The 21,641-nt window shown below is 67.5% G+C and carries 22 protein-coding genes; 6 read left to right on the forward strand and 16 right to left on the reverse strand.

All coding sequences use genetic code 11. From position 1 onward, the window contains the following. Window position 1: 1 nt before the first annotated feature. On the reverse strand, window positions 2-220 hold the full coding sequence (locus tag ACM6JT_RS20980) for a hypothetical protein (protein ID WP_131946719.1): 219 nt from the start codon (window positions 218-220) through the stop codon (window positions 2-4). 335 nt (window positions 221-555) lie between these two features. Beyond that, window positions 556-2,211, reverse strand: coding sequence for an APC family permease (locus ACM6JT_RS20985; protein WP_414857184.1), 1,656 nt, complete (start codon window positions 2,209-2,211; stop codon window positions 556-558). Between the two features lie 824 nt (window positions 2,212-3,035). Here ACM6JT_RS20985 and ACM6JT_RS20990 point away from each other — a divergent pair. Together ACM6JT_RS20990 and ACM6JT_RS20995 are read left to right on the forward strand one after the other, a co-directional pair. After that, entirely contained in the window at window positions 3,036-3,641 is a 606-nt protein-coding gene (locus ACM6JT_RS20990) for an RNA polymerase factor sigma-70 (RefSeq protein WP_204494106.1), read from the forward strand. Then, window positions 3,622-3,819 carry a zf-HC2 domain-containing protein gene (locus ACM6JT_RS20995; RefSeq protein WP_414857185.1) on the forward strand — a complete coding sequence of 66 codons (198 nt, stop codon included), beginning with the start codon at window positions 3,622-3,624 and terminating at the stop codon, window positions 3,817-3,819. The genes ACM6JT_RS20990 and ACM6JT_RS20995 overlap by 20 nt, the downstream gene beginning before the upstream one ends. Window positions 3,820-3,910: 91 nt before the next feature. Here ACM6JT_RS20995 and ACM6JT_RS21000 read toward each other — a convergent pair whose 3' ends face one another. Next, on the reverse strand, window positions 3,911-4,225 hold the full coding sequence (locus ACM6JT_RS21000) for a DUF4148 domain-containing protein (RefSeq protein WP_204493945.1): 315 nt from the start codon (window positions 4,223-4,225) through the stop codon (window positions 3,911-3,913). A gap of 430 nt (window positions 4,226-4,655) precedes the next feature. Between ACM6JT_RS21000 and ACM6JT_RS21005 the strand changes: the two genes are divergently transcribed. Next, window positions 4,656-5,642, forward strand: coding sequence for a beta-xylosidase (locus ACM6JT_RS21005; RefSeq protein ID WP_414857186.1), 987 nt, complete (start codon window positions 4,656-4,658; stop codon window positions 5,640-5,642). Here the strand turns inward: ACM6JT_RS21005 and ACM6JT_RS21010 are convergent, their stop codons facing one another. From ACM6JT_RS21010 to ACM6JT_RS21055, 10 genes are all read right to left on the reverse strand, one after another. Then, on the reverse strand, window positions 5,643-6,707 hold the full coding sequence (locus tag ACM6JT_RS21010; protein ID WP_414857187.1) for a hypothetical protein: 1,065 nt from the start codon (window positions 6,705-6,707) through the stop codon (window positions 5,643-5,645). After that, entirely contained in the window at window positions 6,697-7,986 is a 1,290-nt protein-coding gene (locus ACM6JT_RS21015) for a lipopolysaccharide biosynthesis protein (RefSeq protein ID WP_414857188.1), read from the reverse strand. Before ACM6JT_RS21015 ends, ACM6JT_RS21010 begins: the two co-directional genes overlap by 11 nt. Then, window positions 7,983-9,146, reverse strand: coding sequence for a polysaccharide pyruvyl transferase family protein (locus ACM6JT_RS21020; RefSeq protein ID WP_414857189.1), 1,164 nt, complete (start codon window positions 9,144-9,146; stop codon window positions 7,983-7,985). Before ACM6JT_RS21020 ends, ACM6JT_RS21015 begins: the two co-directional genes overlap by 4 nt. Further along, window positions 9,143-10,357: a glycosyltransferase family 4 protein gene (locus tag ACM6JT_RS21025; RefSeq protein ID WP_414857190.1), complete on the reverse strand. Its 1,215-nt coding sequence runs from the start codon at window positions 10,355-10,357 to the stop codon at window positions 9,143-9,145. The genes ACM6JT_RS21020 and ACM6JT_RS21025 overlap by 4 nt, the downstream gene beginning before the upstream one ends. Further along, a complete protein-coding gene (locus ACM6JT_RS21030; protein ID WP_414857191.1) occupies window positions 10,354-12,624 on the reverse strand; it encodes a polysaccharide biosynthesis tyrosine autokinase in 2,271 nt (756 codons plus the stop codon). Before ACM6JT_RS21030 ends, ACM6JT_RS21025 begins: the two co-directional genes overlap by 4 nt. Continuing rightward, window positions 12,621-13,118 carry a low molecular weight protein-tyrosine-phosphatase gene (locus ACM6JT_RS21035; RefSeq protein ID WP_414857192.1) on the reverse strand — a complete coding sequence of 166 codons (498 nt, stop codon included), beginning with the start codon at window positions 13,116-13,118 and terminating at the stop codon, window positions 12,621-12,623. The genes ACM6JT_RS21030 and ACM6JT_RS21035 overlap by 4 nt, the downstream gene beginning before the upstream one ends. Further along, window positions 13,115-14,353, reverse strand: a complete 1,239-nt coding sequence (locus ACM6JT_RS21040) for a polysaccharide biosynthesis/export family protein (RefSeq protein WP_414857193.1) — start codon at window positions 14,351-14,353, stop codon at window positions 13,115-13,117. Before ACM6JT_RS21040 ends, ACM6JT_RS21035 begins: the two co-directional genes overlap by 4 nt. Before the next feature lie 125 nt (window positions 14,354-14,478). Beyond that, window positions 14,479-15,867: an undecaprenyl-phosphate glucose phosphotransferase gene (locus ACM6JT_RS21045; RefSeq protein ID WP_414857194.1), complete on the reverse strand. Its 1,389-nt coding sequence runs from the start codon at window positions 15,865-15,867 to the stop codon at window positions 14,479-14,481. Window positions 15,868-16,085: 218 nt separating this feature from the next. Next, window positions 16,086-16,505, reverse strand: a complete 420-nt coding sequence (locus tag ACM6JT_RS21050) for an NUDIX domain-containing protein (protein ID WP_204493958.1) — start codon at window positions 16,503-16,505, stop codon at window positions 16,086-16,088. 76 nt (window positions 16,506-16,581) lie between these two features. Beyond that, window positions 16,582-16,779, reverse strand: coding sequence for a hypothetical protein (locus tag ACM6JT_RS21055; RefSeq protein ID WP_204493960.1), 198 nt, complete (start codon window positions 16,777-16,779; stop codon window positions 16,582-16,584). Between the two features lie 301 nt (window positions 16,780-17,080). Between ACM6JT_RS21055 and ACM6JT_RS21060 the strand changes: the two genes are divergently transcribed. From ACM6JT_RS21060 to ACM6JT_RS21070, 3 genes are all read left to right on the forward strand, one after another. Next, a complete protein-coding gene (locus ACM6JT_RS21060) occupies window positions 17,081-17,917 on the forward strand; it encodes a peptidyl-prolyl cis-trans isomerase (RefSeq protein WP_414857195.1) in 837 nt (278 codons plus the stop codon). A gap of 706 nt (window positions 17,918-18,623) precedes the next feature. Next, the gene (locus ACM6JT_RS21065; protein ID WP_204494113.1) at window positions 18,624-19,283 is read left to right on the forward strand and encodes an isochorismatase family protein; all 660 of its coding nucleotides are present in this window, start codon (window positions 18,624-18,626) and stop codon (window positions 19,281-19,283) included. A 49-nt stretch (window positions 19,284-19,332) separates the two neighbouring features. After that, window positions 19,333-20,226 (forward strand): LysR family transcriptional regulator, encoded by an 894-nt coding sequence (locus ACM6JT_RS21070; RefSeq protein ID WP_414857196.1) that lies wholly within the window; start codon window positions 19,333-19,335, stop codon window positions 20,224-20,226. A gap of 73 nt (window positions 20,227-20,299) precedes the next feature. Here the strand turns inward: ACM6JT_RS21070 and ACM6JT_RS21075 are convergent, their stop codons facing one another. From ACM6JT_RS21075 to ACM6JT_RS21085, 3 genes are all read right to left on the reverse strand, one after another. Beyond that, window positions 20,300-20,620 carry a helix-turn-helix domain-containing protein gene (locus ACM6JT_RS21075; protein ID WP_414857197.1) on the reverse strand — a complete coding sequence of 107 codons (321 nt, stop codon included), beginning with the start codon at window positions 20,618-20,620 and terminating at the stop codon, window positions 20,300-20,302. Window positions 20,621-20,946: 326 nt separating this feature from the next. Next, window positions 20,947-21,267: an XRE family transcriptional regulator gene (locus ACM6JT_RS21080; protein WP_105391768.1), complete on the reverse strand. Its 321-nt coding sequence runs from the start codon at window positions 21,265-21,267 to the stop codon at window positions 20,947-20,949. Then, window positions 21,264-21,599 (reverse strand): SymE family type I addiction module toxin, encoded by a 336-nt coding sequence (locus ACM6JT_RS21085; RefSeq protein WP_414857198.1) that lies wholly within the window; start codon window positions 21,597-21,599, stop codon window positions 21,264-21,266. The genes ACM6JT_RS21080 and ACM6JT_RS21085 overlap by 4 nt, the downstream gene beginning before the upstream one ends. Window positions 21,600-21,641: the final 42 nt, after the last annotated feature.

Below are 21,641 nucleotides of genomic sequence, written 5' to 3' on the forward strand. Positions count from 1 at the left end.
GCTACGCCGGATCGATCGTGAAGTTCGCGAGCGCGTAGTGCGCGCGGCACGTCCAGAGCGTATTGCCGCCGCGATGAAAAACGGCGACGCCGTCACGGACGGTCATCCGCGTGCGCGGATACACGGCGCCGTGCCCGTTGACGGCGGCGGCAAGATCGTTGCGTTCCTTGCAGGCGGCCCAGTATTCGCCGTCCTGTAGTGTCGTCTGTCGATGATTCATGCTGACTCCATCGTGATCGGTATCGCGCACGCGCGGCAGGGCTTCGATGCGGGTGCTCGACGCTCGCATATGGCAGCGTTATCGAGTTGCAGCAGGATCAGCGCCCTTCAAAGCGTGGCCGCGCCCACCGGCCACCATCGAGCGCCCGCATCGAAGCCGTCGCAAGCGAAAGGTGCGCGGTATCCGGATTCGCTCGCGCCTCCCGAGCGCAGCCCTTTACAGGGCCGTCAGACCACGCGAATCCGGCACCGCGCAAAACAAGCTTATCGCCGAAAGCCGCGCAGGCCTATCAGACCAGGCTGATTCGAACCCGCACGGCGATCGGCGCGCGATGCTCAATGCACCCACGCGAAGTAATACGCACCGCCGATCGTCAGTGCCGCGGCGACCAGCGTCGCATACGGCGCGAGATTCATCCACGCGCTCCGCTTCGGTACTTCAAGCTCCATGTCCTGCTGCATCTGCGCGGGGAAGCGGCCGCGATCCTGCCAGTAGTGGCGATAGACGAATACCGGCACGATCAGCAGCATCGCGATCAGCCCGTTGCGCAGCGTGCCTTCGCCTTGCAGATCGGCGCCAGCGCCGGCATAGACCAGATTTGCGAACCCGCACACCGCGCCCGCGGCGAGCAGCCACGTCGGGCAGCGGAACGGACGATCCCAGTTGCCGCGATCCATCCGGTGAATCCAGCCTGACTGCAAGTTCAGGAACACGAACAGCATGTAGCAAACGTTCGAGATCGACAGCACCGTGAAGTAGTCCGACATCATCAGCAGCACGAGGTTGAAGCCGAGATCGGTCCACATCGCGCGTGTCGGCGAGCCATGCTCGTTCACGTGCGACAGGTACTTCGGCAGCCAGCCGTCGACCGATGCCTGGTACAGCGTGCGCGACGAGCCCATCATCGACGTCATCACGATCAGCAGGATCGACAGCATCAGCATCACGACGAGCGCGTTCGCAACCCATGCACCGCCGCCGACGAGCTTCGCCATCGCGGCTGCGACGCCGGTGCCGTCGCGAATCGCCGGATCGAGCATCGCCTGCGTGCCGAGCGCACCCTGGAATGCCATCGGCACGAGCGTCATCACGACGAGGCACAGTGCGCCGGACCAGAAGATCGCCTTCGCGGTGTCACGGCGCGGATCGCGGAACTCGCGCGTGTAGCAGACGGCCGTCTCGAAACCGTACGACGCCCAGCCGGCCATGAACATCGCGCCGAGCGCCATCGTGACGCCTTGCCCGTTCCATGCGCCGAAGGTCGCGGCCGTGAGGTTGCCCTGTGCGTCGTGGCCGAGCGGCAGCAGCGGCAGCAGGTTCGACATCGGTACGTCGCCGGTGACGAACGGCACGATGCCGACGATCAACAGCGGCGTGAGCGATGCGATGCCGAGAATGCGCTGCGTTTTTGCGGCCTTCGACGCGCCGCTGTGCTGAAGCTTGAACGTGATGAGCAGCAGGATCGCCGCGATGATGAACGTCGCGTTGATCCGCAGCGACAGGCCGGGCTTGATGAAGCTCAGGTCGGCGAGCGTGAGCCGCCATTGCAGCACGGCCGCGTCGGCCGGAAAGAAGCTCGTGAGCGCGTAGCTGGCCGCGAGGCCGCAGCCGAGCGCGAGCATCGGCGACCACGCGAGCCAGTTGCACCACACGGAAACCGGCGCGATCAACTTGCTGTAGCGCACCCAGCCGATCGCGCCGTACACCGATGCGCCGCCCGATTTGTGCGGGAACAGCCCGGAGATTTCGGCGTAGGTCGCGCTTTGAATCAACCCCATCGTGATCGCGGCGATCCAGATCGCCCACGCGGGATGGCCGATCGTCGCCGATACGCCGCCGATCGTGAACAGCACGCCGGCCGGCACGCCGCTGGTGACCCAGAAGCCGTCTTTCCACGTGAGGGTGCGTTGCAGCGTCTGGCTTTCGGGGGCGGTCGACGCCGGCCGACCGGTCAGGTCGGCGCTAGGGGGAGGCAGTCCTGTATCGCTCATCGAGAATGTCCTGTTTCGATTCGGTTGTCGGGCGGAAGCGGCGCGGCGGCACGGGCGCGAGGCCGGACCGGATCCGTATTGATCGGTGTGGCGGGCCGCTCGCGAAGGGCGGCGATGCCGGCATCGCCAGGCGACGCACGGCTGGATGAAACGCATCGCGGGCCGTCATGCGACGCCCGCGTTGAGGCCGGTGCGTGGTTCGATCGCGGGCGCGCCGAAAAACCGGGCAGCGCGATCGCGACTCGCACACGGCGCGCGCGAACGCGGGCAGATGAAGGTTTTGCCCGCACTAAAAGACCATGGTCCCAACAATCGACAGGTGCGGCAATCGGACTAGTCGGATTCTGATCGATTGCATGGTGAGGATGCCTACGCGGCCAGGAAATCAGCCCAGTCCGATTTCATCGGCGGCGCGAGGCCGCTAGCCTGATGGAACGAGATTTCATCAGCCGGTCGGCCGCGAACAGCGTCGCGCCAGCCTTGCGTCGGTCACGACTGAATCTAGGCAACCTCGAATACGGCCGGAGCACATAGCTCGGCTGGTTTGACAGAAGTCGCTTGTGGGGCTCGCTCGCCGGCTGGAAGCAATCCGCCAGGCGCACCCTTTCGCATGCCATTTCTCGCGGCATGAGCCTCGGCGCGTCGCAGTCGCGGTCGTCGTGCCGGTATTGAAAGCGCCGGCAATGGTGCGGACGGTTTCGTCCCGCACCGCGTCAAGCCGAAGAACCCGAAGGCATCGGGAAACGTTCGCATTCGATCGGCGGGGCAACCGCCGTACCCAATCCGCTTCATAGCAGTACAGCCATTAGCGAGGTATCCAGATGATGGATGCATGTCACGACACACTCCACGATCCGACCTATCTCGATCGACTGCGATCCGACCTGTTGCGTTTCGCTCGCCTGCAATTGCGCGATCCCGACGCCGCGGAAGACGCGGTGCAGGAATCCCTTGCCGCCGCCTGGATCCATGCCGACCGGTTCGACCGCAAGTCGTCGCACAAGACGTGGGTATTCGCGATTCTGCGACACAAGCTCATCGACGCGTTGCGCTCGCGCCGTCGAACGATCAATGCATCGGCGCTCGAATCCGAGCTCGATGGCGAATCGATTTTCGATCGCGAACTGTTCGATGACCGCGGGCATTGGGCGGGTCACGCCAAGCCCAATCCGTGGCCGAAGCCGGAAACCTTGTTGCAGCAGCAACAATTCTGGGCGCTCTTCGAAGCGTGCGTGGACCGGCTGCCAGCGCATATCGGCCGGGTGTTCGTCATGCGTGAGCTCCTCGGCTTGGAGATCGCCGCCATCTGCGACGAATTGGACCTCACCGCCAATCACTGCAGCGTCCTGCTTTACCGTGCCCGCTCGCGATTGCGCGCGTGCCTGACCGAACAGGGAGTGGGGGCCGAAGATGCTGCCGGAAGCCTGTAAGAGCATTGCGCGTCTGGTGTCCGATTCGCTGGACCGACCTTTGACTGCAAGCGAATGGCTGCGTGTGCGCGTGCATTTGCCGATCTGCCGCGGCTGCCGCAACTTCCGCGACCAGATTGCGCTGCTGCGAACAGCTGGCCGTTCATTGGGAAGCGGGACCCACGATGGCGCGCCGTAAGCACGCAGGCCGCGGCTACCGCATCGGTTGAAACCCCGAGCGGCGCCGCGGTTGACGACGCTGCGTGTGCCTGAAGCACCGGGCCGTTCATTCATCGTCCACGGTAGACCGGCAGATCGCGCCTGAACGGATCATTCCGGTGCGCCGACTCCGACATCGTCGCCGGCATCGACCCATAGCCGCTTCTGTCCTCTGCCGCCATGCCGGTCCCGTCGATTTTCGACAACGCCGCCTGCAACTTCACCGGGTAGCCCGGCTCCTCGCCGGACACCCGATAACCCGTCGCCTGCAGCGCGGCCAGTTCGGCCTTGACCTGCGCGCGCGTCACCATCGCTTGATTCGCTTGCGCCGGAACCGACAGCATGCCAATGACGGCCGCGACAGCGGATGCGATGAGCTTGCTCATATCGTTTCTCCTGATCTCAGTGGTCGAATGCCGGCTGAACATCGTTGCCGACATCGCATCTGTCGATCCACGTCGACGGATATGACAAACCGATCCGCCCGGATCGTGTTTCATTCGTTTCGTTATGGCGCATTCCGGCGCTCTCCCGCCGTATCCCGTCGTGATTGATGCGGCAATGACCAGCCCGCGGCAGCCGTCCCAACCGGCACCGGGTTCGGGGTGCTCTGCGCGCACGGGACGGCGTGGATCGGACCGGTCTGATTGCCGGCGCGATCGACGTAGGCGATGCTGTCGGACTTTCGAGGATTCAATGCATGGGTCTGCTGATCATCGCGATATGCGTCACTGTCGCCATATTCTTCGTGCTGTGACCGATTCCGGTCGATATGACATGCGAACTTTCCATGACTGAAAAGGAGCCTTCCGCTCGATGACGAACCGGATTCGCAAGCTGGCGATCATGGCCGTCGGCTGCCTGCTGACGGCCGCGGCATGCGCGGCCGACCGCACTCGCTGGCCCGATGCATCGAGCGAAAAACCGCTCGTCGGCGTGCAGGTCAAGATCCAGTCGTTCACGCCCGACGACGCGCGCAGGATTCACGCGACCGGCTTCGCATTCGTTCGCTTCGGCGCTTGGGCCGACCGCCTCGATCAAGCCGCCTATCGCGCGCAGCTCGACGACGCATTCGATGCCGCGCGGTCCGCCGGCTTGCCGGTGCTGCTGACCGTGCGCGCGCTCGGCTCGTTCGCGGTGGCGCGCGGCACGAAGCCGAAGGCGGTGGCGCTCGCGGCCGCGGGCGAACGGATCGCCGATGCGGTCGCGGCGCTGGCCGCACGGCATCGGCGCGACCTGATCGCCGTCGAACTCTGGAACGAACCGGACCTCGCCCGCTACTGGCCGACTGGTGACGTGGCGCAGACCTTCCCGCCGTTCGCCGTCGCGCTCTGCCGACGATTGGCGGAAGGGGCAAGGGCCGTGCCGATCGTCGGCTTCGGGTTCGCGCGGGCGCCGCTGCCGGGCAGCGTGCCGGGCGGCCTGCTGGCGAGCGTGCAGACGGCCGCGCCGGGTTGTCTCGATGCGGTTTCCTATCACGCGTACGGCATGACGCCCGCGCAGATCCGCGCGGCGGCACGCGATATCGATGCGCGCTACGGCTTGCCGGCGATCGTCACCGAAGTCGGCGCGGCGTCGGTGGGCGGCGACGGCGAACTGCGCCAGGCGCACCGCTTGCGCACGCTGCTCGACGCACGCGGTGAACTGCAAACCCCGCTGATCGCGATCTACGAATGGGCCGATACCGGGAACGCCAGAGACACGGCCCAGCGAAGCTACGGGATCGTGCAGGCGGACCGGACGCCGAAGCCCGCGCTCGACGCGGTTCGCGCGTCGCTGCACGCGGTGCCCCCGGCCCGGTAATCAGGATCGCGCGCGCCGCGTGCGGATCGACCACAGCGCGACCGCGAACGGTGCGACGCTCGACAGGTGTCGCAGATAGCTGCCGAGATCGGGCTCGAACAGCATCGACACGGCCACGTGGCCGAGTACGAGGCAAGCCGGCAATTCACCGTCGCGCGCCGGCCTGGTTGCGTCGGCAACCGTCCGCCGCGCCGGCACGCGTCGCCACGCGGCGCACAGGAACAGCGCGATCAGCGCCTGCATCGCCCATCCCTTCGGATCGAACGAGAAGAACACCGGCAGGTTCAGCCGGACGAGCGAATACGCGTAATTCCCGACGAAATGCACGAACGAATCGGGCGGAAACGGATTGTAGAAGCTCGTGCGCGCGCCGAACGGCGACGAATAGACGAGATAGTCGACGGCGAGGTCGCGCGGCTGCTGAAGCAGCGTATAGGCGGCGTTCGGCAGCGCGACGAGCACGGCGACGACCAGCAGCACGCCGGCCACTCGCGGCAGCGTCGACACGCGCCGATACACCCATGCCGCGAGCGCGATCGCGAGAATCAGCGCGAAATAACTGCGGATCGTCGCCGCATAGCCGAGATACAGCGCGGCGGCGATCAGCATCGGCCGCGCCGTGCCGCGCAGGCGCGCGGCGGCGAGCACCGCGAGCGACATCGCGACGACGATCGTGTCCTTGCTGGCGACGAACAGGTTGAAGAACAGGCACGGCGCAAGCAGCGCGAGATAAACGACGAGCCCGCCGAGCCGGCGCGTCTCGCGCAGCGCGACCCAGATCGTGACGACGCCGAGCGCGACCACGAACACGGCCGTGCCGGCGTTGCCGAGTGCCTGATACAGCTTGCCGACCGCGTCGAACGACGAACCGTCGTAGGTCGAGCCGCCGCCGATCTGGGTCTGGATCTTGTCCGCGTCGCGGAAGATGAATTCCGGCAGCAGCGTGCGCGCGTTCGCATAGACGCCGACATACAGCAGCGCGACGAGCGCCGCGATCGCGTCGCGCAGGCCGCGACTTAGCAGCGGCCCGCTCCAGATGACGCTTCGGATCACGTTACGCAGCATTGCCCGCTCCGGCGCGTTTGCCGCGCACGGCGGCGACGCGCGACGTGACGATCCACGCGAGCCACGCAGTCACGGCAATGCTGGCGACGAGATGCGCGACGGCCGCGCCGAGCGCGTGTTGGTCGTGCACGAGCGCGATCGACATCGGCACGCAGGCGAGCGTCAGCACGGCGATCACGCCGGCGACCACGCGCCCGGCCCGCAACGCGACGGCGGCGGCCCACAGCACGTCGGCGGCGGCGCGCAGCACGAACGACAGCAGCAGCACCGCGAGGATCGCGGCCGACGGCGCATCGTTGCCTGCGTGCGCGAGCCTGAAGATCCACGGATGCATGAAGGCGATCGCGAGCGCGGCGGCGCCGGTCAGCAGCAGCGACGCGCGCAAGGCCCGCGCGAGTTCGACCCGGAACGCCGGCGCGGCGGCGCGCGTGCTGTCGAGCGCGCTCACGAGGCGCGGCGCGGCCACCGCCACGACGGTCGCCGACGCGATCGTCTGTATTGCATTGGCGATCGACCAGACGAACACATAGCGGCCGAGTTCGTTCGCATCGAGCTGTGCTGACGCGACGAAGCGTTCGAGATATTGCAGCACCGACAGCAACAGCAGCGCGACGAAGAACGGCGCGCCATCGCGCCAGACCGCACCGAGCCGCACGCGCGTCGCCGACAACGCAGGCATTGCCGGCAACCGGTGCGCGGCGCCCGCGATCAGCACCCAGCCGGTCGCCACGACAAAGACGTCGGCCGCGATCCAGATCCCGAACAGTCCGTCGATCGAACCGATCGCGCGCGTTGTCAGCGCACCGATCGCGACCCCGGCCCACGCGCCGGTGCGAACGAACAGCAGCCACGACGCAGCACGCGCGCGATGCAGCGAGAACAGCCACGTATTGACTTCGAGCGCCGCGTGTTCGGCGCAGGCGACGAGCACCACGAGCAGGAGCGGCATGTCGGGCAACGCGCCGATGCGCGCCGCGCCAAACGCGTCGACCGGCAGCGCGGCGATGCCGCACAGCAGCGCATAGACGCCCGCGTAAAGCACGGACAGCCGCACGCAGGTCCGCACCGCGTCGTGCGGGTTGGGGCCGGCGAGCCGGCGATTGATCTCGGTGCTGAAGCCGAGCCCCAGCACCTTCGACGATACGACCGACACGGCGAGCGCGACACCATAAACGGCTACCGCGTCGAAGCCGAGCGTGCGCGCGACGACGATCGTCAGCATGAACTTCAACCCGAGCGCGCCGACCCGCAGCGCCAGGCGAAACCATGCGGCGCTCATCGTGCCGCTCCATTCGCGAGCGCATCGCGCAGCACGGCGACGATCCGCGCACGTTCGTCCCCGAGGCGCGCGAGCCCGACCTCGGCGTGGATCCAGAACCGGCGCAGCGCATCGGGCGCGAGCAGCGTGTCGCAGACCGTATTCGCGTCGAAGTCGGCCGCATTCGCAACCCATTGGCCGACACCGAGATCGTCATACGCGCCGAAGCCCTTGCGCTCGTAGCTCAGGTGATACGCGGGCACGCCGTGCAGGATCGCTTCGAGCGCGCCGTGCAGGCGCACGGATACGACCGCGTCGGGCGTGTCGTCGGCGAGCACGTCCTTCAGCGAGCGCGCGGCGTCGAAGCCGCGTTCGCGGTAGTACGCGGCGTCGTCGTTGCCGCGGCCCATGCTTTGCACCGCGAACGTGATGTGGCAGAACGCGCCGAGCCGCTCGATCAGCGCGTCGGTCGACGCGAGATAGCGCGCGCGTTGCGTATCGTTCCACGCGGGCGGGCGGCGCAGCACGAGCGCGATGTGCGCTGGCGTCGACGCGGCCGAGCGCACGCGGTCGCGCAGGCAGGTCGCGCGGCGCCCGAATTCGAGCACCGCGAGATCGGGCGCGCGGCGCGTGTTCGCGTTGCCGGCGAGAAACGCGGCCGAGCGGTCGTCGCGCGCGAACACGGCGTCGAAGCCTGCGAGCAGCGAAGTCAGGTGCCCGGCGAGCAACGGATTGCCGGCCGCCGGCCCGATGCTCTGCGACAGATAGACGGCCGGCTTGCGCGCCGCGCGGGCCGCGCGCATCTGCACGAGATGCCCGGCTTCGAGCTTGAGCGCTTCGATTGCATTGCGCGCGCGCAGATAGCCGCCGCCGACGCCGACGATCAGGTCGGCGCGCCGCAGCAGCGTGCGCAGGTCGGCAAGCGCCGGGTTCGCGCCGATAGGCAGCGCGGCCATCGCGGCGCCGATCAGGCGCCCGGCGCCGCCGGCGGCGAGCACGGGCGCCGGCCGTACGTCCGGATGACCGGGGAACGAAGCGGGGTCAGCCGCGACGATCGATACCTGCGTGTCGGTGCCGAATGCGTCGCGCAGCAGCGCGACCGACAGTTCGACGAGCAGCCCGTCGCCGGAATTGCGCGCGCTGTACGCATGCAGCAGCGCGACGTGAACGGGGCGGGTCATCGTGTGTTCTCCTGGAGAAGCTCGCGATAGACGGCGAGCGTGCGGTCGACCATCGCGTCGGCCGAGAAATGCGGGTACGCGCGCTCGCATTGATCGCGCATCAGCCCGAAGGCGCCCGGGTGATCGACCAGCCGGCCGACCGCCGCGGCGAACGCGGCCGGATCGTCGTGGTTCGGCACGGCCAGGCCGACGCGATGCGCGGCGATCAGTTCGGCCGCGCCGGCGACCTCGGTCGCGACCATCGGCACGTGGGCCGCGACGGCTTCGAGGCACACATACGGAAAGCCTTCGTAGCGGCTCGGCAGCGCGAGCAGGTCGAACGCGGAGAAGTAGCGGCGCGCGTCGTCGACGCGGCCCGCGACGTGCAGGTTCAGCGGCAGGTCGCGCGCTTCGTCGCCGGCAGCGCGAGCGAAATCGCCGGAGCCGATTGCAACGACCTGCAAGCGACGGCCATAACGCTGCTCGAGCAGGCGTGCGATGCGTACCAGGCGATCCACACCCTTCTGGTGATCGAAGCGGCCGACGAAGCCGACGACGAACGTATCGTCGGCGAGGCCCAGCGCGATGCGCGCGGCCTGGCGCGCGAGCAGCCGCGGCGGCGTCACGCCGTTCTCGACGACGCGAATCCGCTGGCGCGCGATGCCGAGTTCATGCAGGTGGTCGGCCTCGTCCCGCGAGACTGCGACCACCGCATCCGAGCACGCATTGCCGAGCACGCGCTCGATGCCGCCGTAGAACGCGCGCTTCGCGGGCGACAGCGTCGGGTTCAGCGTATAGACCGCATGCGGCGTGTAGACCTGCTTCCACGGCCCGCGACACAGCCGAGCGAGCGCACCGGCCTTCGAGCTGTGGCTGTGCACGATGTCGGGTTGAAGCCGGCGCAGCAGCCGGCGCAGCGCAAGCAGGCCCGTCAGATCGTGCGGACCGACCGGGCGCCGCAGCGGCAGCCGGTGGAATGAATGGCATTGCGCGGCGGCGCCGGCGAGCATCGCGTCGTCGAAGCGCTCGCCGAGCGGCGCGATCAGGTGGATTTCCGCGTTCGAGCGGGCGCGCAGCCCCGCGATCAGGTCGGCCAGATGCACGGCGACGCCGCCGCCGGCCGCTTCGACGACCAGCGCGATGCGCAGCGGCGGCGTGGCCGGAACCGGAGGCGTTGCCGCGCGCGGGGCGCGGTAATCGACCGGCGGCGGCGCGAGTTCGATGTCGCTCATGCGGACCTCCGCAGCAGACGTTGCAGCACCGCGCGCAGGCGGGCGACGTGCGTGCAGCGCGTCTCGCAGGTGTAGCGATACGCTTCGTAGCGGTAGCCGCCGTATTTCGAGCCGAACGCGGACGCGCCCGAGCGCGGATCGAGGCCGTTCAGCACCACGCCGACCAGCCGGTCCGGCCGCTGCGGCAGCCGCTTCGCGGATTCAACCAGTTCGCCGGCCCGCGTCGAGCCCGCACGCGCGACCAGCAGCGCCGCATTCGCGTACATGTCGAGCCAGGTGGCGTCGGTGGCGGCGAGCAGCGGCGCGGAATCGACGACGACGAGGTCGTAGCGCGCACGCAGCGATGCGAGCAGCGTGCCGGCACGCGCGTGTTGCAGCAGTGCGGTCGGTGCGTGCGGCAGTTCGCCGGTCGGCAGGAAATCGAGGTTCGGCGCGACGCCGCGGCGCACGACGTCGTCGGCGTCGGCGCGGCCGTCGAGCAGTTCGGCGAAGCCCGGGCCGCGCTCGAGGCCGAAATACTGGTGCAGATAGCCTTTGCGCAGGTCGCCGTCGATCAGCAGCACGCGCCGGCCGCTCGCCGCATGCACCGCGGCGAGGTTGACCGACACGAACGACTTGCCGGTGCCGGGCGCGGGGCCGCTGACCAGCACCAGTGGGTGCGCGATATCCGCGAGCGAGAAGTGGAGCGAGGTCTGCAGGCTGCGCAAGCCTTCGATCGCCGGCTCGTACGGATCGTCGTATACGAGTACGTGCAGGCCCTGGTCGTGCTGTTCGACCGCGCGCATCAACCGGCGCTGGCGCGTGGCGGCGGGCAGCACCGCGCGCACCGGCAGCGACGTATGGCGCTCGATTTCGTCGACGGCCGTGAGCCCGCCGTACAGGAACTCCCGCATGAACGCGGCGATCACGCCGAGCGCGAGGCCGATGAGCGCGGCGGCCGCGATCACGACCGGCCGGTTCGGCCGCACGGGATCGGCGGGCGCGACGGCCGCGTCGACGACGCGCACGCTGGCCGTCCTGCCGGCCTGCACGAGTTCGAGCTGCTGGATGTTGTTCAGCAGCGCGGTGTACAGATCGGTGTTGACCTTCACGTCGAGCTGCGCGCGCACTTCCTCGGCCTGCTGCGCGGGCAGCCGCGCGATGCGGCCATCGAGCGCGCCTTGCTGACGCTTAAGCGTCGCGAGCTGCGCGTCGAGCGCGGCCATGTCGGGGTGCGTCGGCAGGAAGCGTCGCGAGAGTTCGTCGCGTTTCTGCTGCAGTTCGAGCGCGCGCGTCTGCAGGTCCGCGCCCTGCTGGAGCGCGAGCTTGCCTTCCTCGGCGAGATCGACCGAGCCGGTGCGGCTGCGCAGCGCTGCGTAGCGCGTTTCCGCGCGTTCGAGCTGCTGCTTCACGATCGGCAGCTGCCCGTTCAGGAACGTCAGCGACTGGGCGGCCTCGGCGGAACGGCGTGCGATGTTCTGCTCGACGTAGCGGTTCGCGATCGCATTGAGTGTCGCGCTGATCTCGGCCGGATCGCTGCCGCGCAGCGACGTGACCAGCACGCCCGATTGCTTGACCTTCTCCTGCACGTCGAGCGCGGTGCGCAACGTGTCGATCGTCTCGGCGCGCGATTGCCGGATCAGCTTGAAGCGCGTGCCGGGCAATGCGTCGAAACCCGTGATCTCGACGTGCAGCGGGCCGTAGCGCGTGTCGAATGTTTCCGGGTGGCCGACGGTGCCGACCGCGTCGGCTCGCATGTCCGCGCCCGTGAGGCGGTAGCGTGTGGCGTCGAGCCGCACGACGTGGAACGTGTCGCCTTCGGCGCGCGTCGGCACGTCGAACCGCGCGACGTCGATGCGCTCCTGGCCCCACGCGTAGCCGCCGAAGCCGAACAGGCCGGGCGGTACCGCGCCGTCGTTGAAGCGGGCGACGAACGCGCCGATCACCGGCACGCGTGACGGCTTCGCGACGATATAGCTGCGCAGGTCTTCCACCGCGCGCGTGACGACGAGCCGCGACGACAGGATCTGCGCTTCCGCCGAGGCCGGCGAGCCGACGTTGAAGAACGACGCGGCGTCGCCGAGCAGGTTCTTCGACGCCGCGTCGGTCGCGTCGTCGGTCTGGATCATCAGGTCGGCCTGATAGGTGGGCGGCGCGACGAACGCAACCAGCGCGCCGGCGGCGACGCAGGCCGTCGCGATCGCGGCGATCGTCCAGCGCGCGTTGCGCAGCACGTCGAGCACGCGGATCAGGTCGATCTCGCGTTCTTGGGGAGAGGAAGTGTTCATGACCACAATTCCGAAACGGGAAGGGCCGGCCAGCGCGCGTCGAGGCGCGGCAGCCAGCTGGCGACGGCGAGATCGATCAGCGCCGCGCTGCGGATGAAATCCGCGCGCGTGCCGCGATACGGGTCGGGGATGTCGAGGCCGGGAAGTGCGTCGTCCGACGCACGTGCGTATTCGCCGAGCCGGAAGACTCGCCCGCGCAGGAACGGATGGCGGGTTTCGAGCACGCGGCGCTGGCCATCGTCCATCACGAAGATGAGCGATGCCTGCTTGCACAGGTCGGTCGTCACCGGGCGGGCGCGGTGCGTGTCGAGCGACAGGCCGCGTGCGCCGGCCATCTCGCAGGCGAGCGGATCAGCCGGGCGGCCCGGCGGCGGTGCGAGGCCGGCCGAACCCACGTCGGCCTGCGGCAGCCGCGCCGCGAGCAGCGCGGCCGCGAGCGGGCTGCGGCAGATGTTGCCTTCGCACACGACGAGCAGGAACGGGCGCGCGCTCATTTCGCGGCGATCCCGGCGGCGACGCCCGTGTTGACGCTCGGCAGCAGCAGGCTCAGCACGCGGCTGAAGCGCACGAGGCCGTTGCTGTCGACGTAGACGATGTCCTTCGGTTCGAGCTCGAACTGGTTCGCGAGCACCATCGCGACGGGCGAGCGCGCGTCGAGATGGAACACCGTCGGCGCACGGCCCTGCGCGTCGCGGATCACGAACATCTGTGCGGCGTCGGCCGTATTCGAATTGATGCTGCCGGCCTGCAATAGCGCGTCGCTGAGCGTCAGGCGGCCGTTGCGCTTCGGCAGTGCGAGCAGCGGCCGGTTCACTTCGCCCATCACATAGACGCCGTTGTTGTCGCGCGCGCCGACGCGCAGCAGATCGCCGCCGCGCAGCACGATGCGCGCCGGATCGCGATGGTGTTCGATCAGGCTCGCGAGATCGATGCGCACGGGCGTGCCGTCGCGCACGACCGTCACGTCGCTCTGGTCGGCGGCGGGCGTGAAGCCGCCCGCGCGCGCGATCGCGTCGGCGAGCGTCATCGTCACGTCGTTGACCGGCAGCGCGCCGGGGGTGTGCACTTCGCCGTCGACGTAGACCTGCTGCGAACGGAACGACGCGACGCGCAGCGTGACCTGCGGATCCCGATAGATCGTCGACAGCGCGCGGCGCACGCGCGCCTGCGCGTCGGATGCGGTCAGCCCGGCGACCTTCAGCGTGCCCGCATACGGGAACGTCAGGTTGCCGCGATCGTCGACGACGAAGCCGGCGACGGGGTCGGCCGCGCGCGGCGGCGTTTGCTGCGCGCCACCTTGCGCGGCCGCGAGTTCGGGGTGGTCCCAGACCGTGATCTGCAGCACGTCGCCGGGGCCGATCCGGTACGACGGCGCGCGCGGCGCGGCCGGCTCGTCGAGCGATGCGGCCGCCGCGTCACGCGCGGCGCGCTGGCGCGCGATCAGCGCGGGATCGATCGCGACGATGGGTGGCATCGCGGCGGATGCGGTGCGGGCGGGCGCCGTCGCGCTGACGCCACCGGTATCGCCGGCGGCAGGCGCTCCCGCAGTGGGCGCGCTGGCCGGCGTCGCGGCTGCTTGATCCTGGCCGTCCGCCAGCCAGCCGAGATAGGACGTGTTCATTTTCATGCCGGGCGCGAACGCGCATCCGGACAGCCACACGCAGGCCGTCAGAACGAGCGCAAGCGCACCGCGGCGGCCGGCGGCCGCCGATGCGATAGGAATGCTCATGATTACCTTCCAGTAACGCCGCGCATGACGATGCGCGGCGCGCGACGGGCTCGTCGAAGCCGAGCCGCGCCGGGTCTATCGGAATGCGGCGGGCATGACGCCGCCGCGGCGAACGGCCGAGCCGTTCAGTAAGCGTTGGGATGCACGATCCCTTTCAGCACGGTCGCGCCGATGATGCGCAGGTCGAGCGCGAACGACCAGTTGCGCAGGTAATACAGGTCGTAGTCGACGCGCGACTGCATGCTTTCGAGCCGTTCGGTCGCGCCGCGCAGGCCGTTGACCTGCGCCCAGCCCGTGATGCCGGGCTTGATCCGGTAGCGATGGATGTAGCCGTCCACGAGCGTGCGGTACTGCGCGTCGTGTTCCACCGCGTGCGGGCGCGGGCCGACCACCGACATGTCGCCGAACAGCACGTTGATGAACTGCGGCAATTCATCGAGGCTCGTGCGGCGCAGGAACGCGCCGACCTTCGTCACGCGCGGGTCGTTGCGTTTTGCCTGCACGACCGTGCCGGGCTGTTCGACATGCACGCGCATCGTGCGGAACTTGTAGATGTCGAACGTGCCGCCATCGCCGCCGCGCCGCTTTTGCGTGAACAGCACCGGGCCCGGCGACGTCAGCCTGATCGCGGCCGCGATCGCGAGCAGCAGCGGCATCAGCACGATCAATACCGCCGCCGCGAACGCGCGATCGAAGATCGTCTTCGTCAGCTGTGCACCGCGCGACAGCGGCGGCGCCGCGAGCGCGATCGCGGGTTCGCCGAGAATCTCGTCGACGCGGCTGCCGAACAGCGCATGCTTGCTGACGTCGGGCATCAGACGCAGCTCGACGAAGTCGTTGCGGAACTCGTCGATCACCGGCTCGACCGCGTCGTCCTCGATCGCGAGCGCGATCCAGATCTCTTCCGCCTGCGCGCGTCGCGCGCACGCCGCGAACGATGCGAGATCGTCGAGCACGCGCGCCCCGTCGTCGAGTGCGGGCATCTCACCCGACGTGCGGTATGCGCCGACGAGCCGGTACGACGGCGACACGTTCGCGCGCGTTGCGGCGGCGATGCGCTCGATGCGCGCGCCGTCGCCGACGATCGCCACGCGGCACGGCGCGACCGTCGCGCGCAGGCTGCGGCGTCGCACGACGCTCAGCGCGACGCGCAACACGACGAGTGCGATCGCGGCGCCGACCGTCCAGTCGAAGAACCAGTGCAGCAGCACGACCGTGAGCGTCGTCAGCGCGACCATCTTCACGAACACGAAGCCCTGTACGACGAGCCACAGCGCGAGCGTGCGCAGCGCGGTGCGTGTCGCGGGCAGGCGCCGGCCTTCGATGCCCGAGCCGGCCAGCCGCAGCAGGAACGCCGCCAGCAGCGCACTGACGCCGACCAGAATCGACTCGATGCGAAACGTCGCGAGATCGCGAAACGAACCCGTATGTGCCCATGCGGCGATCGCTACGATCATGATGACGTCGACCGCGCAAACGACGATCTCGCCGCGTGCCGGCTGTTTGATTTTCATGTCCTGGTTCTCTTGGTTGCATGCCGCGCGCAATCGGAGGCGCGCGGCTTACCTGTCCGGCAACACGGCGCCGCTCGGCCGGAAAACCGCTCACGTGTCCGGGGATGAAGGCGAGTCTAGGTGCCGGAACATCTCAAAACCATCGGACGGCGGGACGTAATCGCCGGTATTCGAATCGGACTGGGCCTACTCGTATCGACGGGCAGTCGACAGGTCTGCTATGCAATCAGGAGCATGGAAATGCCGTCGACCGGACGCGACGCGTGCGGGCCGCGATCGAGCATGGCCAGCGCACATTCGACGATGGGCTGCGTCGGCCGGCTGCAGTCGATCGATGCGACGGTGCGGCGGTCGATCCACGCGCATTGCGCGATCTCGTTTGCGGGACGCGCAATCGCGTGGTCGTCGATATCGGCGACGAACACGTGATGCAGCTTGTGCCTGCCCGCCGTGCGGAACAGATAGCGCAGGCGGTTGCCGACCAGCCCGGTTTCCTCGCGCAGTTCGCGGCGCGCGGCGTCGTATAGCGATTCGCCGTGATGCAGCCCGCCGCCGGGCAGCACCCAGCGGGCATGCGCACGCGCGACCAGCAGAATCCGGTCGCCGCGTCGGCAGAGAACGGTGGCGCGCTGTTTCATGGCTTGACCTCGCACGTGGATGGCATGCACAAAAAAAGACGCCGCCTCGGGGTGGAGGCGGCGAAAAACGGAGACATTAATCGCGATAGATTCCGCGCGACATGCCGGGTGACAGGGTTTTAGTCATCCAGCGCAGCCATTGTGTCGAGCGCGGCTCGCGCATGGAATCAGCCCAGTCTGATTCGTCGGCGAATGATCGCGAAAGCAAAATGGGACTGGTCTGATTGGCTGTCGATCGTCGCGCGCTGAAAATGGCCTTGTCGAACGGATGCATGGTGAGCCGTTCGATACCTCGTATCCGAAGCTTGGCTTCGTTACGCGCCGCCCGTCATGGGCGGCGCCTTTTTTTCGGACGCACGCCGCGCGATGCGGCATCACGTACCGGTTCCGTTCGACACGAACGAATGCCCTGCGGCGGCCGGTGGGCTCGGCCGCTTATCGACTGACCGACTCTCCAGTTGATTGACGGAACAACGCTGCCATATGCGAGCGCAGGGCATTCCTTCCTGTCCGCGGACGCGTCGTGCCGATCGTGCGTGCAGTTCCAGCTACTTACTTTTATCAAGGAGTGCATCATGAAGATGAAGACCCGACTTCGCGCCGCCGGCGCCCTGATCGCGATCGCCTGCGCGGCCGGCGCGGCGAATGTGACCGCCGCCGAATCGCAACCGCTGCCGAAGGGCGTCGTGGCCGTCGTCAATAATGTGCCGATCCCGCAAAGCGAGTTCGACAGCGCGATCAAGTCGACGGGGCAGGCGGACACGCCCGAACTGCGCGCGCGCGTGATGCGCGAACTGGTGGTCCGGCAACTGATCGGCCAGGCGGCCGACAAGGCCAACTACGGCAGCCGCCCCGAAGTGCAGGGCCTCGTTTCGCGCGTGCGCACCGACGCAGCCAGCGACCTCTATCTGCGCGACATGCTGCGTCCGCAGCCGGTGACCGACGCGCAGGTGAAGGCGCGCTACGACCAGATCGTCGCGAACGCCGGGCAGTTCGAATACCGCGCGCAAGTCATCGCGGTCAACGATGCGGCGAAGGCGAATGCCGCGCTGGCGAAGCTCAAGCAGGGCGTCGCATTCGACGCCGTCGCGAAGGAGTTCAATACGACCGCCAACGGCGGTGTCGCGCAATGGGTCGATCTGAAGACGCCGCTCGCCGAGGGCCGCACGGCCGGGTTGCCGATGCCGGTCGCACAGGCGATCGCGATGACGCCCGTCGGCGCGACGACGGGCCCGATCCAGATCGGCAATGCGTACGCGATCGTGAAGCTCGACGAGAAGCGGAATACGGTCGTGCCGACCTTCGACCAGGCGAAGGGTGTGTTGCGTCAGCAGCTTGACGTGCAGGCAAACGATCGTGCGCTTGCCGCGCTAGTCGACAAGCTTGCCGCGCAGGCGACGATTCGCCCGTGACGGGGTGGGGCGTACCGCGGCGAATCCGCGGTGCGCCCGTTCGCGTGCAAGCGCTTGCATGGCATTGTGCCGGCGACTGTTCCTGCGGCGCCGATCGCGAATTCAGTCCAGTCCGATTGGATCGGGAAGCGATGGACGCTAAGCTGGTCTTGCGTGGCATCGAAGCACGTTCGACGGCGGCCGGTGGGCGCGGCCGCATACCTGGCTACTACCTGTAGCACTACTCCTCACGCTGCCTTATGCGAGCGTCGGGCGCAGCGCTTCGAGCGCCACGCACCTTTTTCTTTCGCGATCGCGTCGGCTTTCACGGCCGTTGCGAACGCGCCATCGTTCGCGTGGCGCATTGCAGCCGCCGGAGCGTGGAAGCCACGGCACTGCCGCGGCTGCATCACTTTGTAGTGGCGACGCGGTGCATCCGTTCCGCGTTTCCCCGGTGGCCTTCATTCCCGTTTGCTGATTGTTCGTATTCGCGGCGCGTGCGCCTCGATGTGCATTGTCTGCCGTGATCCCGCGTTGCGAGCGATCGCAGCGAAACCGGTCTCGTCCGACAGGTGGCCGGATCTGTGCACGCCGCGCACAGATCATGTAGCGCCCGGCACGTAGCGGCGAATACCGCAGCGTTCATAGAATGACCTTTCCATTTTTTTAACAGGATTACACCATGACGTTCCGTTTTCCCCACTTCATGAAAGCCGTCGCGTTCGGCATGTCGCTCGCGGCTACGTCCATCGTCGAAGCCGCGCCGGCACAGTCCGATGCCACTCCGACCATCCGCGCGATGTCCGGCGCGAAGCAGCTGGATCATCTCGATCCGAAGACGACCGCGCTCGTCGTCATCGATTTCCAGAAGGAGTACTTCAGCGGCAAGATGCCGATTCCGGACGGCAAGCAGGCGATGGCGAATACGCAGAAGCTGATCAAGTTCGCCGACGCCGCGAAGATTCCGGTGTACCAGATCCAGCACATCGCACCGGCCGGTTCCGCCGTGTTCGCGATCGACGGCGATACCGTGAAGTTCCAGCCGGGGATGGAGCCGCGCGCACACGACAAGACGGTGCAGAAGACCACCGTCAGCGTGTTCGCCAGCACCGACCTGGACAAGCAGCTGAAGGCGGCCAACATCAAGACGATCATCGTCGCGGGTCTGATGACGCATGCATGCGTGGCCGGCGCTGCGCGCGACGCAGTGCCGCTCGGCTATCAGGTGGTGGTAGCATCCGACGCGTCTGCCACGCGTTCGATCAAGCGCGCGAACGGCAGCACGATCGACAGCGGCACGCTGCACCGCGCGGCGCTGGCGGAGATCGAGGATACGTTCGGCGACGTGATGACGACGTCCGAGATCACGAAGCTGCCGCTGCGCTGATTCTCACCACACGCCCTTCGGGGCGTGCAACTCCACGGCACCGATCATCATGGACCAGTTGCTCGCCATGCGCGTCTTTTGCTGCATCGTCGAGGCGGAGGGTTTCTCCGCCGCGGCGGCGCGGCTCGATACCACGCATTCGTCGGTGTCGCGCCAGCTCAAGCGGCTGGAAGCCGAACTCGGCGTGCAGCTGTTGAACCGCAACACGCGGCGCTTCACGCTGACCGCGGCCGGCGCGCAGTACTACGACGCGTGCGTCGACATCCTGGGCAGAGTGGAAGCCGCAGCGAGCGGCGTGATGAGCGAAGGGGCGCGCGTGGCCGGCACGCTGCGCGTGAGCGTGCCGCTCGCAATCGGCACGCTGGAGCTGGTCGACTGGCTGCCGGCGTTCCAGCGGCGCTATCCCGACGTCCGGATCGACCTGTCGTGCAGCGACCGCATGGTCGATCTCGTCGCGGAAGGCTTCGACGCCGCGCTGCGCATCAGCGGCCCGCTCGACAGCAGCAGCATGATCGCGCGCATGCTCACCGAATCCGAAATCGTGCTGGTCGCGTCGCCCGGCTATGTCGCGCGGCGCGGGCTGCCGGTCGCGCCGCAGGATATCGGCGAGCACGAACTGCTGACGCATGCGGGTTCGGCCGCGCCGGCCGAATGGATGATCCAGCCCATGCACGGCGAGTCGGTTCGCGTCGAACTGCAAGGTCGTTTGAAGACCGACGCGATCACCGCAACCTACTCGGCCGCGCTAGCGGGGCTCGGCATCGCGGCCTTTACGTGGCACACCGTGCAATCGGAACTCGCGCGCGGGCAACTCGTGCGCATCCTGCCGGGCTGTACGCTCGGCACGCGCTTCTACCACGCGCTCTATCCGCAGACCCGCCATCTCGCGCCGAAGGTACGCGCCTTTATCGATCACATGGCGGAGCACTATCGCGCCCGTTGATAGGCGATGCCGTCCGCGTAGCTTCGCGGAGACAGATCTTGACTGGCGCGACAACGTGCGCCCGCAGCCGGTGTCAGCCGGCAACCGTGATGCCTGCCAAACGCGTGCGCCGTGCAGGCTGCACGACGATTTCCACATGTTGATCCAGTGATACCAGAGCTTGCATCAGCCGCTCCAGTGAAATGTTCTGGAGCTTGTAGCGACGCACCTGGGAAACCTTCGGCTGGGTCATGCCTGTGATTGCCGCTGTCTCGATCTGACTCAAGCCACGTTTGTCGATCAGGTCGTTGAGTTTGAGCGCGAGTGCGGCCTTGGCGGTCAGTTCCGGGGCATCATCGAAACCGAGGTCGACAAGCACGTTGTCGGTGCCTTGAAGAGGTTTTTTGCGATTCATTATTTCAGCAGCTTCCGTTTTTGCTCCGTTGATTATATCCGTTCAGATATAACTCGAGAGCGCCGAAATCGTCGTGATAGTGCTGGCTACCATCGCAAAGGCTGAAAAATTCGATTGGCTGGCGGGCCGCTAGCGGAATGATGTTGTTGCGTGCGCGTCTCGGCGCGCTCGGCACGGTTTCGTGCGGTCAGCGCACAGCGTTGGCTATCGACGTGGATCGGCGCCGGTGTGTTCCGATCCTTGAAAGCGCGCGGCGGCGATGCCGCTTCGGAGTCGGCGGCCGAACCCGACCGCCGCACACGCTTTTCTGTCAGCTTCTCCGGCCGTTACACCGAAACCGTGATGCCTGCCGACCGCGAGTGCCCCACAGGCCGCACCACGATTTCCACATGCTGGTCAAACGACACCAGCGTCTGCATCAGCAGCTCCAGCGAAACGTTCCGAAGCCTGTCGCGCTGCTCCGGCGTGACCACCGGCCGCGCCATCTCCGCGAGCGCCGCCGCCTCGGCCTCGCTCAACCCATACGACGCGATCAGTGCGTTGAGTTTCAGCGCGAGCGCGGACTTGGCCGACAGTAACCCTACGTCGTCGAAATCGGGGTCGAGCGGTACGTTGTCAGTGTCTTGATGCGAGTCGTTGCGATTCATTGTGCGTCTCCCGTCATCACCGCAAACTGTCGCTGCCCCGTCGCGGGATCGACTTCGGGGAAAATGTCCTGCCCGACAAGGTCGCCGTCTGTTTCGTCCATTGGCGTGATCACCAGCCGACCGTGCGTCACGTCGATCCGCAAGCGCTGCCCGGGCTCGAAACCCGCTGCCTCGATCCATCGGCCGGACAGCTTCATCCACAGATACAGCACCGGCGGTGCCCGGTCGGCGAACCGGAGGTGCGGAATGGTGCGGCGGTGCCGCAAAGACGATCGAGCAGCGACGAAGCGATCGTTGAAAACTGCCTGTGCGTTATGATTCGCGTCAGCCATGGTTGACTCCTGGAGTGAGTTGATTGTGGTCAGCGGGTCGTG

The organism is Burkholderia sp. IT-111MI5 (assembly GCF_949752865.1).
Lineage (GTDB): Bacteria > Pseudomonadota > Gammaproteobacteria > Burkholderiales > Burkholderiaceae > Burkholderia > Burkholderia pyrrocinia_C.

Excerpts from the sequence above, each read along its gene's own strand:
- ACM6JT_RS20980 (WP_131946719.1), bottom strand. The coding sequence starts at position 220 with ATGAATCATCGACAGACGACACTACAGGACGGCGAATACTGGGCCGCC.
- ACM6JT_RS20985 (WP_414857184.1), bottom strand. The coding sequence starts at position 2,211 with ATGAGCGATACAGGACTGCCTCCCCCTAGCGCCGACCTGACCGGTCGG.
- ACM6JT_RS20990 (WP_204494106.1), top strand. The coding sequence starts at position 3,036 with ATGGATGCATGTCACGACACACTCCACGATCCGACCTATCTCGATCGA.
- ACM6JT_RS20995 (WP_414857185.1), top strand. The coding sequence starts at position 3,622 with ATGCTGCCGGAAGCCTGTAAGAGCATTGCGCGTCTGGTGTCCGATTCG.
- ACM6JT_RS21000 (WP_204493945.1), bottom strand. The coding sequence starts at position 4,225 with ATGAGCAAGCTCATCGCATCCGCTGTCGCGGCCGTCATTGGCATGCTG.
- ACM6JT_RS21005 (WP_414857186.1), top strand. The coding sequence starts at position 4,656 with ATGACGAACCGGATTCGCAAGCTGGCGATCATGGCCGTCGGCTGCCTG.
- ACM6JT_RS21010 (WP_414857187.1), bottom strand. The coding sequence starts at position 6,707 with ATGCTGCGTAACGTGATCCGAAGCGTCATCTGGAGCGGGCCGCTGCTA.
- ACM6JT_RS21015 (WP_414857188.1), bottom strand. The coding sequence starts at position 7,986 with ATGAGCGCCGCATGGTTTCGCCTGGCGCTGCGGGTCGGCGCGCTCGGG.
- ACM6JT_RS21020 (WP_414857189.1), bottom strand. The coding sequence starts at position 9,146 with ATGACCCGCCCCGTTCACGTCGCGCTGCTGCATGCGTACAGCGCGCGC.
- ACM6JT_RS21025 (WP_414857190.1), bottom strand. The coding sequence starts at position 10,357 with ATGAGCGACATCGAACTCGCGCCGCCGCCGGTCGATTACCGCGCCCCG.
- ACM6JT_RS21030 (WP_414857191.1), bottom strand. The coding sequence starts at position 12,624 with ATGAACACTTCCTCTCCCCAAGAACGCGAGATCGACCTGATCCGCGTG.
- ACM6JT_RS21035 (WP_414857192.1), bottom strand. The coding sequence starts at position 13,118 with ATGAGCGCGCGCCCGTTCCTGCTCGTCGTGTGCGAAGGCAACATCTGC.
- ACM6JT_RS21040 (WP_414857193.1), bottom strand. The coding sequence starts at position 14,353 with ATGAGCATTCCTATCGCATCGGCGGCCGCCGGCCGCCGCGGTGCGCTT.
- ACM6JT_RS21045 (WP_414857194.1), bottom strand. The coding sequence starts at position 15,867 with ATGAAAATCAAACAGCCGGCACGCGGCGAGATCGTCGTTTGCGCGGTC.
- ACM6JT_RS21050 (WP_204493958.1), bottom strand. The coding sequence starts at position 16,505 with ATGAAACAGCGCGCCACCGTTCTCTGCCGACGCGGCGACCGGATTCTG.
- ACM6JT_RS21055 (WP_204493960.1), bottom strand. The coding sequence starts at position 16,779 with ATGCATCCGTTCGACAAGGCCATTTTCAGCGCGCGACGATCGACAGCC.
- ACM6JT_RS21060 (WP_414857195.1), top strand. The coding sequence starts at position 17,081 with ATGAAGATGAAGACCCGACTTCGCGCCGCCGGCGCCCTGATCGCGATC.
- ACM6JT_RS21065 (WP_204494113.1), top strand. The coding sequence starts at position 18,624 with ATGTCGCTCGCGGCTACGTCCATCGTCGAAGCCGCGCCGGCACAGTCC.
- ACM6JT_RS21070 (WP_414857196.1), top strand. The coding sequence starts at position 19,333 with ATGGACCAGTTGCTCGCCATGCGCGTCTTTTGCTGCATCGTCGAGGCG.
- ACM6JT_RS21075 (WP_414857197.1), bottom strand. The coding sequence starts at position 20,620 with ATGAATCGCAAAAAACCTCTTCAAGGCACCGACAACGTGCTTGTCGAC.
- ACM6JT_RS21080 (WP_105391768.1), bottom strand. The coding sequence starts at position 21,267 with ATGAATCGCAACGACTCGCATCAAGACACTGACAACGTACCGCTCGAC.
- ACM6JT_RS21085 (WP_414857198.1), bottom strand. The coding sequence starts at position 21,599 with ATGGCTGACGCGAATCATAACGCACAGGCAGTTTTCAACGATCGCTTC.